The 14,211-nt window shown below is 74.5% G+C and carries 14 protein-coding genes; 6 read left to right on the top strand and 8 right to left on the bottom strand.

Features of this window, described 5'->3' with window-relative positions:
• Positions 1 to 251 (bottom strand): hypothetical protein (locus tag DLJ47_RS36555; protein WP_233257596.1); only part of this gene is annotated, 251 nt, incomplete at its 3' end.
• A 562-nt stretch (positions 252 to 813) separates the two neighbouring features.
• Between DLJ47_RS36555 and DLJ47_RS01005 the strand changes: the two genes are divergently transcribed.
• The 5 genes from DLJ47_RS01005 to DLJ47_RS00985 are packed head-to-tail and all read left to right on the top strand — an operon-like array spanning position 814 to position 5,759.
• On the top strand, positions 814 to 1,560 hold the full coding sequence (locus DLJ47_RS01005; protein WP_199235639.1) for a hypothetical protein: 747 nt from the start codon (positions 814 to 816) through the stop codon (positions 1,558 to 1,560).
• 35 nt (positions 1,561 to 1,595) lie between these two features.
• Complete coding sequence (locus DLJ47_RS01000; RefSeq protein WP_109898228.1) at positions 1,596 to 3,155, top strand: acyl-CoA ligase (AMP-forming), exosortase A system-associated; 1,560 nt, start codon at positions 1,596 to 1,598, stop codon at positions 3,153 to 3,155.
• Positions 3,152 to 4,375 (top strand): pyridoxal-dependent decarboxylase, exosortase A system-associated, encoded by a 1,224-nt coding sequence (locus tag DLJ47_RS00995; RefSeq protein WP_109898225.1) that lies wholly within the window; start codon positions 3,152 to 3,154, stop codon positions 4,373 to 4,375. Before DLJ47_RS01000 ends, DLJ47_RS00995 begins: the two co-directional genes overlap by 4 nt.
• A 20-nt stretch (positions 4,376 to 4,395) precedes the next feature.
• Complete coding sequence (locus DLJ47_RS00990; RefSeq protein ID WP_109898224.1) at positions 4,396 to 4,659, top strand: acyl carrier protein; 264 nt, start codon at positions 4,396 to 4,398, stop codon at positions 4,657 to 4,659.
• A 14-nt stretch (positions 4,660 to 4,673) separates the two neighbouring features.
• On the top strand, positions 4,674 to 5,759 hold the full coding sequence (locus DLJ47_RS00985; RefSeq protein ID WP_146227991.1) for a hypothetical protein: 1,086 nt from the start codon (positions 4,674 to 4,676) through the stop codon (positions 5,757 to 5,759).
• A gap of 30 nt (positions 5,760 to 5,789) precedes the next feature.
• Here DLJ47_RS00985 and DLJ47_RS00980 read toward each other — a convergent pair whose 3' ends face one another.
• From DLJ47_RS00980 to DLJ47_RS00950, 7 genes are all read right to left on the bottom strand, one after another.
• Entirely contained in the window at positions 5,790 to 6,827 is a 1,038-nt protein-coding gene (locus tag DLJ47_RS00980; protein WP_109898222.1) for a TolB family protein, read from the bottom strand.
• 133 nt (positions 6,828 to 6,960) lie between these two features.
• Positions 6,961 to 8,226, bottom strand: a complete 1,266-nt coding sequence (locus DLJ47_RS00975) for an MFS transporter (protein WP_109898221.1) — start codon at positions 8,224 to 8,226, stop codon at positions 6,961 to 6,963.
• A gap of 91 nt (positions 8,227 to 8,317) precedes the next feature.
• Complete coding sequence (locus DLJ47_RS00970) at positions 8,318 to 9,439, bottom strand: DegT/DnrJ/EryC1/StrS family aminotransferase (RefSeq protein ID WP_109898220.1); 1,122 nt, start codon at positions 9,437 to 9,439, stop codon at positions 8,318 to 8,320.
• Position 9,440: 1 nt separating this feature from the next.
• Positions 9,441 to 10,175 (bottom strand): acetyltransferase, encoded by a 735-nt coding sequence (locus DLJ47_RS00965; protein WP_109898219.1) that lies wholly within the window; start codon positions 10,173 to 10,175, stop codon positions 9,441 to 9,443.
• Entirely contained in the window at positions 10,175 to 11,311 is a 1,137-nt protein-coding gene (locus DLJ47_RS00960) for a DegT/DnrJ/EryC1/StrS family aminotransferase (protein ID WP_233257595.1), read from the bottom strand. Before DLJ47_RS00960 ends, DLJ47_RS00965 begins: the two co-directional genes overlap by 1 nt.
• A gap of 56 nt (positions 11,312 to 11,367) precedes the next feature.
• Positions 11,368 to 12,333, bottom strand: a complete 966-nt coding sequence (locus tag DLJ47_RS00955) for an NAD-dependent epimerase/dehydratase family protein (protein WP_199235638.1) — start codon at positions 12,331 to 12,333, stop codon at positions 11,368 to 11,370.
• A 61-nt stretch (positions 12,334 to 12,394) separates the two neighbouring features.
• Positions 12,395 to 13,468: a Gfo/Idh/MocA family protein gene (locus DLJ47_RS00950; RefSeq protein ID WP_109898217.1), complete on the bottom strand. Its 1,074-nt coding sequence runs from the start codon at positions 13,466 to 13,468 to the stop codon at positions 12,395 to 12,397.
• A gap of 271 nt (positions 13,469 to 13,739) precedes the next feature.
• Here DLJ47_RS00950 and DLJ47_RS00945 point away from each other — a divergent pair.
• A partial coding sequence (locus DLJ47_RS00945; protein WP_109898226.1) for an acyltransferase occupies positions 13,740 to 14,211 on the top strand: 472 nt, incomplete at its 3' end.

Genomic DNA, 14,211 nt, shown 5'->3' with positions numbered 1-14,211 from the left:
GTCGGGCGCGGTGACCCGATGGCGGGTGGCCGGGTCTTCGACGGCTTCGGCCGCGGCGACCGGTGGGCCCACCGATACTTCGCGTCGGCCGCCGCCGTGCCGGTCCGCACCGCCGAGCCGGGCCGCGCCGACGTCGGGCGGCTCCCCGCCGACGAACTCACCGCGAGCACGCCGGAGGCCGCGAGCATCGCCGCCAGCGCGCCGACGACCGCGAGCCGTCGGTTCCGGCGGAACCCGCGTCTGGGCTTCATGATGGTCCACTCCTCACAATGTCCAGTGCGCGCGGCCGGGGCCGCGGCGCTGATCGGTGCGTCGTCCCGGCGACGCCGGGTGGGGTGGTGGGAAGAACGGGACGGTCGGAGACCGGACCCGGTTGGGGCGGGGTGGTTCCGCGACCGTCGGCCTCCGCCCGGCCGGGCGGGCAGGTTAGGGCCGACGACTGACGGATATCCGGCTCAGCGACGGATCCACGCTGCGAACGCGAGGTATCGTCGCCGCAGCCCCGCGCCGGAGCGGCCGCCCGGGCCGGGATCGCGCCACGGCCGGTCGGGGGCCAGGTACGTCGGACGTTCGAGGGAGTCTGCGGTGGTAGACCGGAGCTGGTTCGGCGGCCCGCCGTGGCCCGTCCACTCGCCTGCCGACCCGCACCCCGGCGGCGACCGCCGGCACCGTCGCCCCGCCCCGGGCCGGACGTCCTGAATGGGAGTCCGGGTCGAGCCCATCGCCGGGCCTCGGGTGGCGGCGGCAGGACAATTCCTTCATACCCACCTTAACGGTCGAGTCCCCGTCCAGGCGTGGGTACGCGCGGTCGACGTGCCGTGGAAGGTGGACGCGCCCAACCACGGCATGATGCTGGTCGCCGACGACGGGCAGGTGGTCGGCGTGCTGCTGGCCTTCTACTCCGAGCGCACCCTGGCCGGCCGGGCGGAGCGGTTCTGCAACCTCGGCGCCTGGTGCGTGCTCCCCGAGTTCCGCTTCCACAGCCTCAAGCTGCTCAAGGCGCTGCTGGCCCAGCCCGGCTACCACTTCACCGACCTCTCGCCGAGCGGCAACGTGGTGCCGATCAACACCCGGCTGGGCTTCCGCTTCCTGCCGACCACCACCGCGCTGCTGCCGAACCTGCCCTGGCCCTCGCTGCCCGGCCGCCGGGTGGTCAGCTCCGATCCGGAGGTGATCCGCCGGACGCTCACCGGCCCCGAGCTGGAGCGCTACCTCGACCACGCCGACGCCCCGGCCGCCCGGCACGTCGTGCTCGTCGACGGCCACGAGTGGAGCTACCTGGTGTTCCGCCGTGACCGCCGCAAGCGGTTGCCGCTGTTCGGCTCGATCCTGTACGTCAGCAACCCGGAGCTGTTCCGCCGGATGCACCGGATGCTGCTGCGTCACCTGCTGCTGCGGCACGGCGTCCTCGCCACCCTCGCGGAGCTGCGGCTGGTCGGCGCGCGCCCGCCGCTGTCGGTGCTGCTGCCCGACACCCGGCGCAGGATGTTCCGCAGCGACAGCCTCGACCCCGACGACGTCGACTACCTCTACAGCGAGTTGGTCTGCCTCAGCTGGTGACCCGGCGCCCGGACGAGAGGGACGAAACCCCCGACATGCGTACTCAGCTTCACGAGCTCGTCGCCGACGCGGCCGCCCGGCGGGGCGACGCGCCCGCACTGACCTACAAGGACGACACGGTCAGCTACGCGCGGCTGTGGCGGGGCGTGGCCGCGGTCGGCGCGGGCCTGCGCCGGCTCGGCCTGCACCGCGGTGACCGGGTGGCGGTCTGGACCGAGAAGCGGATCGAGGCGGTCGAGGCGATCTTCGGCGCCGCCGCGGCCGGCGGCGTCTTCGTACCGGTCAACCCGCTGCTGCGGCCCCGACAGGTCGGCTACATCCTGGCTGACTGCGCGGTGCGGGTGCTGGTCACCACCCCGGAGCGGTACGCGCTGCTGCGCGAGGAGCTGGAGCAGGTCAAGTCGGTCGAGCACGTGGTGCTGATCGGCGGCGCGGGCGACGGAATCGACCGCCGTACGGTGACCGCCTGGGCGGCGCTGCGCGACGGCGACCCGCTTCCGCCGGACGGCACCGGCATCGACCTGGACGTGGCCGCGATCCTCTACACCTCCGGCAGCACCGGCAAGCCGAAGGGGGTGGTGCTCTCGCACCGCAACCTGCTCGCCGGGGCGGCGAGCGTCAGCGGCTACCTGGCGAACTCGGCCGACGACGTGATCCTGGCGGTGCTGCCGCTCAGCTTCGACGCCGGCTTCAGCCAGCTCACCACCGCCTTCACCGTCGGCGCCCACGTGGTGCTGATGAACTACCTGCTCCCCGGCGACGTGGTGCGCCTCTGCGCCCGGCACCGGGTCACCGGGCTGACCTGCGTACCGCCGCTGTGGTCGCAGCTGGCCGGGGTGAGCTGGCCGGCGGAGGCCGGCGAACACCTGCGGTACTTCGCGAACACCGGCGGCCGGATGCCGAAGACCACCCTGGAGCGGCTGCGCGGGATCCTCCCCGCCGCGCGTCCCTACCTGATGTACGGGCTCACCGAGGCGTTCCGCTCCACCTATCTCGATCCGTCCGAGGTGGACCGCCGACCCGACTCGATCGGCAAGGCGATCCCCAACGCCGAGATCCTCGTGGTCCGGCCCGACGGCACGCCATGCGAGCCGGGGGAGGAGGGCGAGCTGGTGCACCGGGGCGCGCTCGTCGCCCTCGGCTACTGGAACGACCCGGCGCGCACGGCCGAACGGTTCCGTCCCGCACCGGGCCGGGACGGCAACCTGCTGCCGGAGCCGGCGGTCTGGTCCGGCGACACAGTGGTCCGCGACGAGGAGGGTTTCCTCTACTTCGTCGGCCGGGTCGACGACATGATCAAGACCTCCGGATACCGGGTGAGCCCCACCGAGATCGAGGAGATCGTCTACGACAGCGGCCTCGTCCGCGACGCCGCGGCTCTCGGCCTGCCCGACCCGGTGCTCGGCCAGCGGGTGGTCCTGGTGGTGAGCCCGCCCGACGGCGCCGACCTCGACCGGGCGGCGCTGCTGGCTGCCCTGAAGCGGGAGTTGCCGCCGTACATGCTGCCCCGGGAGATCGTGGCGCGGCCCGCGCTGCCCCGGTCGCCGAACGGCAAGTTCGACCGGAACCTGCTACGCCAGGAGTTGACGTCGTGACCCACCATCCCGCCGCCGCCTTCGACCGCGACGCCGGCCGGCTCGCCGTGGGCGGCGTACCGGTCGACCGCCTCGCCGAGCGGGTCGGCGGCACGCCCTTCTTCGCGTACGACCGGCGGCTGCTCACCGACCGGGTGGCGCTGCTGCGCGCCACCCTGCCGCGCGAGGTCCAGCTCAGCTACGCGGTGAAGGCGAACCCGATGCCCGCCGTGGTGCAGCATCTCGCCGGGCTGGTGGACTCCTTCGACGTCGCCTCCGCCCTGGAGATGCGCACCGCGCTGGACACGCCGATGCCGCCGCACCGGGTCAGCTTCGCCGGCCCCGGCAAGACCGACGCCGAGCTGCGGCAGGCCATCGCGGCGGGGGTGACCATCGAGATGGAATCCGAGAACGAGGCCGACCGGGTCGCCGCGCTGGGCCGGCTGCTCGGGCTGCGGCCGCGGGTGGCGGTGCGGGTCAACCCGGACTTCGCGGTCAAGGGCTCCGGCATGCGCCTCGGCGGCGGTCCGCAACAGTTCGGCGTGGACTCGGAGCGGGTGCCCGCGCTGCTCAAGGAGCTGGCGAACGCCGACGTCGAGTTCCTCGGCTTCCACGTCTTCGCCGGCTCGCAGAACCTGCGCGCCGACAGCCTCTGCGAGGCGCAGCGCCGCACCGTCGAGCTGGCGTGCCAACTGGCCGAAGAGTCCCCGCTGCCGGTGCGCTACCTCAACCTGGGCGGCGGCTTCGGCATCCCGTACACCGAGCGGGACGAGCCGCTGGATCTCGCGGCGATCGGGGCGAACCTCGCCGACCTGGCCCGCGGGCCGATCCGGCAGAGGCTGCCCGAGGCGCGGGTCGTGGTCGAACTCGGCCGCTACATCGTCGGCGAGTGCGGCGTCTACGTCACCCGGGTGGTCGACCGGAAGGTCTCCCGTGGCCGCACCTACCTGGTCGTCGACGGTGGACTGCACCACCAGCTCGCCGCCTCCGGCAACTTCGGCCAGGTGATCCGGCGCAACTATCCGATAGCGGTGGCCGGGCGGATCGACGCCGAACCGGCCGAGACGGTGACCGTCGTCGGTTGCCTCTGCACCCCGCTGGACCTGCTCGGCGACGCCGTGGCGCTGCCCCGGGCGGACGTCGGCGACCTCATCGTCCTGTTCCAGGCCGGCGCGTACGGGCTCACCGCCAGCCCGACCGCCTTTCTCAGTCACCCGGCCCCGGCCGAGGTGCTGGTCTGATCGCCCGAGAAGGAGAAACTGTGGACGTCACGTACGCGGAAACCCTCGACGAGGTCCGGGAGGTCCTGGTCTCGGTGCTCGGCATCGAGGACCGGGCGGCCGGGCTGGACGCGTCGACGCCGCTGCTGGGGAGCCTGCCGGAGCTGGATTCGATGGCCGTGCTCGAACTGGTCGCGGCGATCGAGGAGCGGTTCGGCTTCACCGTCGATGACGGTGACGTGACCGCCGAGCTGTTCGAGACGCTCGGCAGCCTCTCCGCCTTCGTCGCCGAGCGTCGGCCGTAGCCGGCCAGCCGGTCGTGCGGCAGTCCACGCAGCCGGCTCCGGCCCGCGGTGCGACCGCTCCGGGCGGTCGACGCCGCCGCCGGGTGGCGCTCGGCGCGGCCCTGGCGCTGCTGGCCGCGGTCGCCGCCGCCGGCACGGTCGCGGCGGTGGCGGACCGGGACACCGACCGGGTCGCCACCACGGGAGGGGACCCGGGTGCCCCGGCGGCGAACGGGTCCGGCGCGGCGACGTCGTCGGCGGCGCCCCGGGCCAGTGAGCGGCTCGGCGCCCGGCCCACGGGACCATCCACCGCCACGCCGTCCGCCGCCGCCAGGGCGACGGGCTTCCCGGGCGCCGGCAACACCGGCGTGCCCGACGGCGTCCGGCTGGGCGGCTACTCCGGGCCCTGCACGATCACCCGGGCCAACACCGTGATCGACCGCCGGCACGTCCGCTGCTCGCTGGTCGTCAAGGCGGCGAACGTGGTGATCCGGTCCAGTCGCGTCGACGGCACGATCCGGCTGGAGGGCGAAAGCCACTCGCTGCGCGTCGAGGACTCCGAGGTCGACGGCGGGCAGGCGTACGAGCACACCGTCGGCTTCGAGAACCTCACCGTGCTGCGCTCGGAGATCCGCGGCGGGCAGACCAGCGTCAACTGCTACCGCAACTGCCTGGTCCAGGACTCCTGGCTGCACGGCCAGTACCTGCCCGACGGCGAGGACTGGCACCTCAACGCCTTCCTGTCCAACGGGGGCAGCGACATCCGGCTGGTGCACAACACCCTGGCCTGCGACCGGCGCGGCAACGCCAGCGGTGGCGGCTGCACTGCCGACGTGTCCATCTTCGGCGACTTCGGGCCCAACACGAACTACACCATCCGCGACAACCTCTTCGTCGCGTCCGACCAGATGTCCTACTGCCTCTACGGCGGCTTCGACGAGAAGAAGCAGTACGGCACGCAGGTCAGCGGGATCGTGGTCACCGGCAACGTCTTCGAGCGGGGCGGCAACGGCAGATGCGGGTCGTACGGGCCGGTGACCTCCTACGCCCGGTCCGCGCCGGGTAACGAGTGGCGGGACAACGTGTGGAGCGACGGTAAGCCGCTGGCGCCGTCGTCCTGAGCCCGGTCACCGCATCCGGCGGTGCACCGGTCAGCGCACCACGGCCGGCGACCAGGCGTCGGCGACCAGCAGGCGCGGCTGCCCGCCGCCGTCGGCCGGTACCGCCCAGATGTCGCTGGACGCCGAGGTGGCGTCGGTGCGCGGCAGGCCGTACACGACCGTCCGGTCGTCCAGCCACTCGACCTGGTCGTCCACGCTGCGGGTCTCGGCGAGCAGCGTCTCGGCGCCGGTCGCGAGATCGTGCACGGCCAGCCGCCAGCGCCCCGGCGGCAGGTCGCCGTGCTTCTTGAACGCGACGCGGGTGCCGTCCGGCGACAGCGACGGGCACTCCGCGTCCGCGCGCAGCGCGGTGACCCGGCGGGTGGCGAGACTGCCCTCGACGAGCCAGGTCCGCCCGCCGGAGGCGGCGGTGGCGTAGAAGCGGTCGTCGGCGGCGAAGGTCACCCCCCACAGGTTCCGGTCGATGGCGGTGACCCGCTTGCCGGCCACGACGAGCGTGAACTCCTCGAGGTCGCCGACCACCTCGCCGTCCACCCGGCTGACCACTGTGCGGGTGGAGAACTGCCCCGGGTTGGCGTACGAGTCGCCCTGGACGAACGTGGTGGTCGCCGCCAGCGACCCGTCCCGGGACAGCCGGGCCCGGCTCGGCGTGCCCACCAGCGGCAGGTCCCGCCGGGGCGCCCAGTCGGCGTCGAGCACCTGTGCCCGGTAGGTGGTCACCAGGCCGCGGTCGGCGGCGAGGCAGAGCGCCGCGTCGCGGGTCGCGTGGACGCGCTCGCAGGAGGCGCCGGTGACCGCCCGCGGCCCGGCCGGCGCCGCGAGCGGCACCATCGCCACCCGGCCGTAGTCGGGGCCCAGGGCGGTGTTCCGGAACACCAGGTGCGGCCCGCTCCGCACGGCCGGGAGGTCGGCGCGGGTCGGTGCCCCGGTCGCCGCCGCCCGCACCGCCACCTGGTCCTGCCGGACCCGCCAGACGTAGCCGCCCGCACCGGCGGCCACGACCAGCAGCACCACCGCCAGCGCGGCCAGCCGCGCCCGCTGGCCGAGCCCGCCCGTCGGCTCACTCATGTCGCCACTCCGTTCCGCCCCGTTCCGCCACCGGCTGCCGGGGCGCTGGGCCTGATCCGCGCGCGCCGCTCGCTCGCGTCGCCGCTCCGCTCCGTGCCCCCGGCCGAGGCCTCGAACCTGGCCGCCCGCCCGCTCACGCCGGGGCTCCCGTGCTGGCCGGCGTGGCCGGGTGGTCGGCGCCGCGCAGCAGCCGGACGGCGACCGGCACGACGCCGGCCAGCAGCACGGCGAAGAGGACCAGCGCCGGTCGCGGCCCGTAGAGCTGCCAGACGAGTCCGAACAGCACGGAGGCGGCGAACCGGGCCAGCACCACGGTGGTCTGGGCGGCGGCGATGCCGGTGCCCCGGCTGTCGGCCGGCACGAGCCGGCTCACCAGGGCCGCCAGCACGCCGTCGGTGGCGGCGTAGAAGGTGCCGAGCAGCAGCAGGACGACGACCGTGAGCCCGACGCCGCCGCGCGGCAGCGCCGCGACCAGGTAGCCGCCGAGCAGCGCCAGGTGCCCGGCGACGAACACCCGGCCGCGGCCGACCCGGTCGGCGAGCCGCCCGAGCGGCACCGCCAGCACCAGGTAGGCGACGTTGGTGCCCACGTACAGCAGCGGGAACCAGCGGGCGGCGAAGTCGTCCCGGTCCTGCAGGGTCAGGTAGAGGAAGCCGTCACCGATGGTCACCAGGCCCAGCAGCGCGGCCGCCAGCAGTGGCCGCCGCAGCCGTACGCCGGCGACCTGGGCGACCACCCGGCGCAGCCCGGCGCGGACCGCTCCGGACGCGGTCGGCAGGTCGGGCACGAGCAGCACCAGCACCGCCAACCCGGCGACCGCGAAGGCGAACGAGACGACGAAGACCGAGTCGTAACTGCCCGGCACGGTCGCCAGCAGGGCGAAGGCGACCAGCGGGCCGGCGGCGGCGCCGACCGTGTCCAGCGTCCGGTGCACGCCGAACGCCCGCCCCAGCGCCTCCGGCCGGGACGCGGCAGCGATCAGCGCGTCCCGCGGCGCGGTACGCAGACCCTTGCCCAACCGGTCTGCGGTGACCACCGCGGTCACCGCCGCGAAGCCCGCCGCCGGAAGCATCGCCAACCGGCTCAGCGCGGAGACCCCGTAGCCGGCCGCCGCCACCCACTTCGGCCGCCGGCCGCGATCGCCGGCGTAGCCCCCGGCGATCCGTACCAGGGCGCTGACGCCCTGGTAGACGCCGTCCAGGAAGCCGTACGCGACCGGACTCAGGCCGACCACCGCGGTGAGGTACAGCGGCAACACCGAGGCGACCATCTCCGACGACACGTCGGTGAGCAGGCTGACCGTGCCGAGCAGCACGACGGTCCCGGAGACGCGGCGCAGGGCGGCCCGGGGCCGGTCCGGACCGGTGTCCCCCGGCCGGTCCCGCAGCGTCACGTACACGACGTCCCACCTCCCGACCCGCCACCCGGCGGGCCGCCCACCGCCGCCGGCCGGACGCGGTACGCCCCGGCTGGCGGCCCTTCCTGCCCGCTCAGTCGGCCAGCGCCGCGGTCAGCGCCGCCACCACGGCCTCCTGCTGGTCCGCCGTGATCTGCGGGTAGATCGGCAGCGAGAGCAGCTCGGACGCGATCCGCTCCGCCCGCGGGAACGCCCCCGTCGGGTGCCCGAGGCCGGCGAACGCGGGTGTGCGGTGCACCGGCACGGGGTAGTGGATGCCCGCACCGACGCCGGCCGCGTTGAGCCGCGCCAGCACCCGGTCCCGTCGGGCCGGGGTGCCGTCGCCCGGGATCCGGACGCAGTAGATGTGCCAGACGTGCTCGTTGCCCGGCAGCGTCACCGGACGGGTCACGTCCACCCCCGCCAGCAGCGCGTCGTACCGGGCGGCGGCGGCCCGCCGCGCCGCGTTCCAGGCCGCCAGCCGGGCGAGCTTGGCGCGCAGCACCACCGCCTGCAGGCCGTCCAGCCGGCTGTTCACGCCGACGATGTCGTGTGCGTACTTGGTCAGGCCGCCGTGGCTGCCGAGGGTGCGGACGGTGCGGGCGAGCGCGGCGTCGGCGGTCACCACCGCGCCGGCGTCGCCGTACGCCCCCAGGTTCTTGCCCGGGTAGAAGCTGGTCGCGGCGATGCCGTCGGTGCCGGCCCCGCGCCCGTGCCGGGTGGCGCCCTGGCACTGCGCGGCGTCCTCGACGACGGCGACGTCGCGGCCGGCCAGGCCCTCCCGCAGCCGCTCCACCGGCGCCAGCTGCCCGTAGAGGTGCACCGGGATGACCGCCCGGGTGGCCGGGGTGACCGCGGCCAGCGCCGCCTCGACGTCGATCAGGTACGTCTCCGGGTCGCAGTCGACCAGCACCGGTCGCGCGCCGGCGCGGGCGACCGCCTCGGCGGTGGCGATGAAGGTGTTCGTCGGCAGGATCACCTCGGCACCGGGCCCGACCCCGACGGCGCGCAGCGCCAGTTCGAGGGCGTCGGTGCCGTTGGCCACCCCGACGCAGTGCGGCACTCCGCTGAACGCGGCGTACTCCTTCTCGAACGCGGCGACCTCGGCGCCGCCGATGAAGGCGGTGTCGGCGATGACCCGCTTGAAGCCGGCCTCCACCTCCTCCGCCACCTCCGCATGCGCGGCGGCGAGATCGACGAGCGGAATTCCCGGCATGTCAGCTCCCCACAACCCTCGGCACGGCCAGTTCCTCGATCGACGCCGCCGGCGTCGGCACACCCTCGGCGTCCGGCTCCGCCGGCGCCTCGACGGGGCGTAGCCGGCGGGCCGGGTTGCCGGCCCAGACCTCGCCGGGCGGCACGTCACGCAGCACCACGGAACCCATCCCGACCAGCGACCACTCGCCGACCGTGACGCCCTCGCGCAGCAGGGCGCCGGCGCCGACGTACGCGCCGAGGCGCAGCACCGCGCCGCCACCCAGGCGGACCCCGGCGGCGATGGTCACGTGGTCGTGCACCCGGTCGTCGTGGGTCAGCACGGCGTGCGGCATCACCGCGACGTGGGCGCCGACGGTGACGTCCGCGGTGAGCACCGTGCCGGCCAGCAGCACCGTGCCGGGGCCGAGGAGGCTGCCGGCGCCGACCTCGGCGCTCGGGTGCACGATCGTGGCGTAGCGCCCCGCCGGCAGCCCGAGCCGCCGGACGATCCGCTGCCGCGCCCGGTAGTCGCGCGGGCTGCCGACGCAGACCACGACCGCCGCCTCCGGCAGGTCGGCCAGCCGGTCGGTGCCGCCGAGGATCGGCGCTCCGGCGCGGACGGTGCCGTGCAGCGCGGGATCGTCGTCCAGGAAGCCGCGCAGCCGCCAGGTCGGGCGGGCGTCGTTGACGGCCCGGACCGCCGCGGCCGTCTCCCGGGCGAACCCGCCCGCGCCGACGATGACCAGGTCACGCATCAGCCGGCCAGCTTGCGCAGCACGCCGACCACGTGGTCCTGGTCGGCCTCGGTCAGCGCGTGGTGCAGCGGCAGGATCAGCGAGTCGCGGGTCAGCCGCTCGGTCACCGGCAGCGGCGCGGGCGTCACGTCGGCGTACGCCGGCTCCAGGTGGGCGGCCATGATGCCGCGCCGGGCCGAGACGCCGGCCGTGGCCAGCTCGGCGAGGACCTCGTCTCGGCCCACGCCGTACGCCGGGTCGATGAGCACCCAGAACGACTGGTAGTTGGTCTCGCCGTACGCCGGGTCGCGGACCGGCACCAGGCCGTCGATGTCGGCGAGCAGCTCGTGGTAGCGCGCGGCCAGCGCGCGCCGCTGCGCCACCAGTTCGGTGAGCCGGCCGAGCTGGACCAGCCCGATCGCCGCCTGGATGTCGGTCATCCGGTAGTTGAAGGCGGTTTCCAGGTACGCCTCCAGCACCGGTTGCGCGCTGGCGTGCCGGTCGGCGGCGGAGACGTTCATTCCGTGCTCGCGCAGCCGGCGCAGCCGGGCGGCCCACGCCGGATCGTCCACCGTGACCATCCCGCCCTCGCCGGTGGTCAGCAGCTTCCTCGGGTGGAACGACCAGGCCGAGACGGTGGCGCCGGCGCCGACCGGCCGCCCGTACGCCGTGGCGCCGGCGGCGCAGGCCGCGTCCTCCACCAGCGGCAGCCCCCAGCGGGCGGCGGCCTCCCGCAGCGCGACCACGTCGAACGGCACGCCGCCCTGGTGGACCGCGATCACCGCCCGCGTCCGCGGCGTGCGTACGGCGTCGATCGTCGCCACGGTCAGGTTGCCGGTGGCGAGGTCCACGTCGGCGAAGACCGGCGTCGCCCCGACGTAGCGCACCGCGTTGGCGGTGGCGATGAAGGAGAACGACGGCACGATCACCTCGTCGCCCGGCCCGACCTCCAGCAGCACCAGCGCCAGGTGCAGCGCGGTGGTGCAGGAGCTGACCGCGACCCCGTGGTCGGCGCCCACCCGCGCGGCGAACTCCCGCTCGAACCGGGCCACCCGTGGTCCCTGGGCCACCCAGCCCGAGCGGACCGCCTCGGCGGCGGCCTGCGCCTCCTCCTCGCCGAGCCGCGGGATCATCACCGGAATGCGCGGTCCGCTCACCGGGCCGGCGTCCGTTCGCGACCGCGGGGCTCGCGGGCCCGGCTCACACTTCGCGCTCACTTCTCGGCCCGCCACCAGTCGACCAGCCCCTGGAGCCCCTCGTGCAGGCCGATCTCGGCGCGGAAGCCCAGCCTCCGCTCGGCGGCGGTGGTGTCGGCCAGCCGGCGGGTGACCCCGTTGACCGCGCGGGCCGGGCCGTGCTCCGGCGGCAGGTCGGACTTCATCACCTCGCTGAGCGCCCGGGCCAGCTCGACCAGGCTGGTCTCGGTGCCACTGGCGATGTTGAACACCTCGTCGGTCACGTCCGCGCGGGCGGCCAGGATGTTGGCCCGGGCGATGTCGGCGACGTGCACGAAGTCCATCGTCTGCCGGCCGTCGCCGAGGATCAGCGGGGCAGTCCCGGCCTCGATCCGCTCCATCCAGCGGATCAGCACCTCGGTGTAGAGCCCGTGGATGTCCATCCTCGGCCCGTAGACGTTGAAGTACCGCAGGGCGACGTAGTCCAGGCCGTACATGCTGTGGAAGCTGCGCAGCATGCCCTCGTTGAACGCCTTGGCGGCGCCGTAGAACGTGTCGTTGTGCCAGGGGTGGTGCCGCTCGGTGGTCGGGAACTCGTCGGCGAGCCCGTACACCGAGGCGGACGAGGAGAGGACCACCTTGCGCACCGTCGCGGCCGCCGCCGCCTCCAGCACGTTGAAGGTGCCGTCGACCAGCACCTCGTTGGCGAGCCGGGGTTCCTCCGCGCACTGCGTGATGCGGATGGCGGCGAGGTGGAAGACCAGGTCCTTGCCGTGGGTCAGCTCGTGCACCAGCGCCGCGTCGCGGATGTCCCCCTCGACCAGGCGGACGCTGGCGTGCGGCAGGGCGCGGGCCAGGTTCTCCCGCCGGCCCCGGACGAAGTTGTCCAGCACCACCACCTCGGCCGCGCCCCCGGCGACCAACTGGTCGACGACATGCGAGCCGATGGTGCCCGCTCCACCGGTGACCAGGGCGCGCGCCCCGGCGATCCCAACGGCACTCATGCCGACACTCCGCTTCCGTCCGTGCCCCGCCGGGGCAGCGCGAGTGACCCGCCGCGCTGGTTCACGCGTCGGTCCACTCGCTGAGGTTGACCAGTCTTCCGCCGTCGGCGAGGCTGCGCGAGGCGGCCTCCAGGATGGCGATCACCCGCAGTCCGGCCCGCCCGTCGGTCAGGGCCGGCGTGCCGCTGCGGATCGAGCGGGCGTACTCCTCGACCATGGTGCGCAGCGCCTCCCGTTCGGTCAGCGCCGGCGCGACCATGTCCCCGGAGCGGTACGACACCAGCATGTCCCGGCGCTGTTCGTCGCCGAGCTCCTCCGCCGAGGCCACGTCCACCCCTCGGTCGAAGATGGCCAGTCGCTGGCCGGGGTTGAGGTCGTCCCAGACCAGGGTGCGCTTCGAGCCGCCGATGATGGTGGTCCGGATCTTCACCGGGGAGAGCCAGTTGACGTGGATGTGGGCGATCGCCCCGGTGTTCAGGCGCAGCGTCAGGTACGCCACGCAGGCGCGGCCCGCCCCGATCCGGTCGGCGCCGTGCGCGGCCACCGCCACCGGCGCCACGCCGGCCGGCAGGATGAAGTCCAGGATCGACAGATCGTGCGGGGCGAGGTCCCACATCACGTCGATGTCGCGCTGCACCAGCCCGAGGTTGATCCGCACCGAGTCGAGGTACTGCAGTTCGCCCAGGTCACCGGAGTGCAGCAGGTCGCGGATGCGCAGCACCGCCGGCGTGTAGCAGTAGGTGTGGTCGCACATCAGCGACAGCCCGCGCCGCTCCGCCTCCGCCACCAGCGCCCGCCCCTGCGCGAAGCTCGCGGCCAGCGGCTTCTCCACGAGCACGTGCTTGCCGGCGCGCAGCGCCGCCGTCGCCACCTCCAGGTGGGTGCCGGCCGGGGTGGCGATGGCCACCGCCCGTACCGAGTCGTCGGCGAGCACCGCGGCGAGGTCGTCGGTGGCCCGGACGGTCGAGTAGCCGCCGAGCACCCGCTCGGCGCGGCCCATGTCGAGGTCGCAGAGCCAGCGCAGCCGGAAGTCGGTGGACGCCTGGAAGTTGCGGACGAGGTTCGGTCCCCAGTAGCCGGCGCCGATGACGGCCACGCCGATCGGGTCGCCGGCGGCAGCGTGCGATGAGTTCACGGAGCATCCGTTTCGCTAGGCAGGACAGAGCGCGTTCACGGAGGGGAGTGGTGGGCGTCCGTCCGGCAAGCTAGCCACACCGTCGCCGGGTACGCCATAGCGCTGCCGGAAATCCGGCGGTGCCGCCGGGGTCATCAGGTCCGTTCGGGTTGTCCGCCGTCCTCGGACGGTTCGTTCCCGATCGTGCGTCGGCTTGCTGACATCGGCTTTGTCGCCGAGCGTCTACCGTTCCCAGCCCGCATAGGATCGCCGCGGGGGAAAGGACGCCGACATGACGGATGCCCACCGGGCGCAGCCCGACGGGGTGCGGATCGCCGCGACGGCCGACGTGGACGACCGGGCCACCATCCGCTCCGGCACCCGCGTCTGGCACCTCGCCCAGATCCGCGAGGGCGCCTCGGTCGGCCGGGACTGCGTGATCGGTCGGGGCGCGTACGTGGGCCCGGGCGTCCGGCTCGGCGACAACGTCAAGCTGCAGAACCACGCCCTGGTGTACGAGCCGGCGGAGCTGGCCGACGGGGTGTTCGTCGGGCCGGCCGCGGTGCTCACCAACGACGAGTATCCGCGCGCGGTGACCCCGGAGGGTCGGCTCAAGGGCGGCGCGGACTGGACAGCGGTCGGGGTGGTGGTCGGCGAGGGCGCCGCGATCGGCGCGCGAGCCGTCTGCGTGGCACCGGTCGCGATCGGCCGGTGGGCACTGATCGCGGCCGGCGCCGTGGTCACCCGCGACGTGCCCGACTTCG

Source organism: Micromonospora sp. S4605 (assembly GCF_003176715.1).
Classification (GTDB): Bacteria; Actinomycetota; Actinomycetes; order Mycobacteriales; family Micromonosporaceae; genus Micromonospora; species Micromonospora echinaurantiaca.
This window is presented reverse-complemented; position numbering and strand designations above follow the sequence as displayed.

What these genes read in the sequence shown, in the direction of transcription:
- DLJ47_RS01000 (WP_109898228.1), top strand. Translation starts at nt 1,596, where the DNA reads ATGCGTACTCAGCTTCACGAGCTCGTCGCCGACGCGGCCGCCCGGCGG.
- DLJ47_RS00980 (WP_109898222.1), bottom strand. Translation starts at nt 6,827, where the DNA reads ATGAGTGAGCCGACGGGCGGGCTCGGCCAGCGGGCGCGGCTGGCCGCG.
- DLJ47_RS00970 (WP_109898220.1), bottom strand. Translation starts at nt 9,439, where the DNA reads ATGCCGGGAATTCCGCTCGTCGATCTCGCCGCCGCGCATGCGGAGGTG.
- DLJ47_RS00965 (WP_109898219.1), bottom strand. Translation starts at nt 10,175, where the DNA reads ATGCGTGACCTGGTCATCGTCGGCGCGGGCGGGTTCGCCCGGGAGACG.
- DLJ47_RS00955 (WP_199235638.1), bottom strand. Translation starts at nt 12,333, where the DNA reads ATGAGTGCCGTTGGGATCGCCGGGGCGCGCGCCCTGGTCACCGGTGGA.